The organism is Bradyrhizobium sp. P5_C11_2, assembly GCF_054049755.1.
Map to the genome: position 1 here is coordinate 1 of NZ_JBFULT010000774.1, position 2,802 is coordinate 2,802.

The window sequence follows — 2,802 nt, forward strand, 5'->3', positions numbered from 1 at the left end:
AGATTGATCCGATCTGACCAGGGTTCGATGTCGAGGCCGCCGGCCTTGCCAAGATTGAGCAGCAAGCCTCGCGCGCCATGCAGCAGGGTGAATAATCTCGATGGGCGTCCTTCGATCGTCAAATCGAGATCGGGCATGCGCCGCCCGAGCAGCGCGTGCCCCTCGCCGAGATCGTACTGAATGTCGAGCCCGCTCATCATCGCGCCAACGTGGTTGCGCGGCTCAGCCATGGCGAGCAGGTCGGACACGACGTCGCGCGCGGCCTTGAGGCCGTCGTCGCCGCGGCGAAGCAGGGCGATCTGCGCCATGGTGTTGCGCAGCACGCGCGCTGCGACGGGATGGCGTTCGGCGTGGTAGCTGTCGAGCAGGCTGTCCGACGAAATGCCCTTGACCACCTGCGCGAGCTTCCAGCCGAGATTGACGGCATCCTGCACGCCGGTGTTGAGGCCTTGTCCGCCCACGGAGTGATGGATATGCGCGGCATCGCCGGCGAGCAGCACGCGCCCCTTGCGATAGGACGCAGCCTGCCGGCTCGCATCGGTGAAGCGGGAGATCCAGGCGGGATTCTTGAGCGCGAAGTCCGTGCCGTACACGGCGACGAGCGCGTCGCTGAGATCGCGCATCGTGGGCTCGCCGCTGCGCTCGAGCGTCGCTTCCGTCACGACGACCAGAACTCGCCCGCTCTCCGATTTGCTGAGGCCGTGAAAGCCGAGCGCGTCATGACGCAGGCCCCAGACCGGCTCCTCGCCCGTCTCGACCTCGGCCATGAGGTTGCTGAGCGTCGGGCCGAAACCGGCGAAGTCGATGCCGGCGGCCCTGCGCACCAGGCTACGGCCGCCGTCGCAGCCGACCAGACAATTTGCGCGCAATGTCTCGCCGCCGGACAGCGTGACGTCGATGCCGGTCTCGTCCTGAATGAAGCCGGTCACCTCGCGCCGCCGATAGACCGGCACCGCGAGCTCCTCGACCCAGCCGGCCAAAATACGCTCGATGTGGCTCTGCCGCAGCGCGAGCCCGTAAGCGTGCCGGGTGGGGAGGTCGCTGATGTCGAGCCGGGTCCATGCGAAGCCTGCGAGCTGGGTGACTTGTCCTTCACGCAGGAAGCGGCCAGCGATGCCGCGTTGATCGAGGATCTCGATTGTGCGCGCGTGCAATCCGCCGGCGCGCGTACCAACCAGCTCCTGGTTTGCGCGCCGCTCGACAATGGCGACGTCGACACCCGCGAGGGCGAGTTCGGCGGCCAGCATCAGTCCGGTCGGCCCGCCGCCGGCAATCACCACGGCATGGTTGGCAGGCGCCGAGTTCCTTGCGGTGCGCTCAGTCCGGCCGCGCGACGGGGACGTCGGAAGCAGTACAGGCATGTCGTGACCCCTCGACTTGTTGTTTGGGTCGGGGGTTCTACGCGATGGTCGGGGAYTTGAAGCAAGCCCCTTGTGCACCACATATTGAGCTGGGAGGGAGAGCGTTCTCTCTTGCAGTCGGCGGTGTTTGACACGTCGGGCAAAACACTGGCAGAATGGCATCATCGAAACGAGTTTGGTTCGGCCCGCGCGGAGCAATCTGCGGCGGGCTTTTTCATGTCCGCTTCGTATGACGACAATCTCGCTCAACACAGGGTTTGACACGTCGGGCAAAACACCGGCAGAATGGCATCATCGAAACGAGTTTGACTAAGCCCGCGCGGAAACGATCCGCGGCGGGCTTTTTCATGTCCGCTTCGTGTGACGACAGTTTCGCCAACACAGGATTTGACACGTCGGGCAAAACACCGGCAGAATGACATCATCGAGACGAGTTTGGTTCACCCGCGCGGATAACATCCGCCGCGGGTTTTTTCGTCTCGGTTCGAGATCGGACGGCGGCCGCATTATGGCCACGCACTCGCATACATGGAGCGCCGATCGGCGCGCCGCCGTCCGAACCAGTTTATTGGCCGTGCACGCGCGAACGTGCCGGCCCGCGGCGCTGGGCCTGTTGCTCGCGCCGCTGCGGTCTCCGGAGACACGGAGATAGGATTCGCGCCCGAAACGATCGCGCTTCGTCACGCGATCTGCCGCGCATTTCTTTTTCGGGGAGAGACGATGACCGCCTATCTGATATCGCTCGCGCTCGCGGGCCTGGTTGCAATCGTGCTGTGGGAGATGTTCTCGTGAGCGAGGAGATGGAAATTGCGCTTGTGAGTGAGCCGGTCCGCGTCCCCGCGCGAAGGAAGACGTCCAGCGCGCGCACGCTGACCGAAATCCGCTCGCTTGCGCGCAGCCACACCAGGACCGCGCTCAGGGTGCTCGTTGGCATCATGCGCAGCGACGACGCAACGCCGGCCGCCCGCGTCTCGGCCGCCAATGCGATCCTGGATCGCGGCTGGGGCAAGGCGGCCCAGCCGATCGAGAATGGCGAGGATGGCGTGCTCGAACTGATTCACCGGATCGAGCGCATCATCGTTTATCCGGGGGGCTTGGGCAGTGGTGCTGCCGGGCGCGACGCTTGAACCGGCGGGCCGTGAAAAATCGCCGGAGCTCAGATCAGCCTTTCTTTCTGGATTCGCTATACATGCGCTGCGCGCTGTCCGGACAATAGGCCATCGAACCGCCGGGCCGCTTGAACTTCCCGTCTTGGGTCTCGCGAACGAAGATCGTCTTCTCGTCGACCTTCTTCAGGAGAATGATCTCCTTGTACGGATGTCCTTCCCTGTCAGCGGACTCGCAGACCACATCAAGTCTGATGCTGCCAGGAGCGGTATCCGATAATTTGCTAATCTTGCAGCCCTCTTCGCCGCCCGAGGTGAAATTATCGCTCCAGTCG

General features: G+C 64.1%; 4 protein-coding genes. 2 read left to right on the forward strand and 2 right to left on the reverse strand.

Annotated elements, in window-relative coordinates:
* Nucleotides 1–1,361 (reverse strand): FAD-dependent monooxygenase (locus tag ACXJL8_RS38335; RefSeq protein ID WP_456686738.1); only part of this gene is annotated, 1,361 nt, incomplete at its 3' end.
* 528 nt (nucleotides 1,362–1,889) lie between these two features.
* Between ACXJL8_RS38335 and ACXJL8_RS38340 the strand changes: the two genes are divergently transcribed.
* Both ACXJL8_RS38340 and ACXJL8_RS38345 read left to right on the forward strand, forming a co-directional pair.
* Nucleotides 1,890–2,153, forward strand: a complete 264-nt coding sequence (locus ACXJL8_RS38340; protein WP_456623829.1) for a hypothetical protein — start codon at nucleotides 1,890–1,892, stop codon at nucleotides 2,151–2,153.
* 8 nt (nucleotides 2,154–2,161) lie between these two features.
* Nucleotides 2,162–2,488: a hypothetical protein gene (locus ACXJL8_RS38345; RefSeq protein ID WP_456623836.1), complete on the forward strand. Its 327-nt coding sequence runs from the start codon at nucleotides 2,162–2,164 to the stop codon at nucleotides 2,486–2,488.
* Between the two features lie 34 nt (nucleotides 2,489–2,522).
* Here the strand turns inward: ACXJL8_RS38345 and ACXJL8_RS38350 are convergent.
* Nucleotides 2,523–2,802, reverse strand: a 280-nt coding sequence (locus ACXJL8_RS38350) for a hypothetical protein (protein ID WP_456686739.1), incomplete at its 5' end; no start/stop codon positions are given.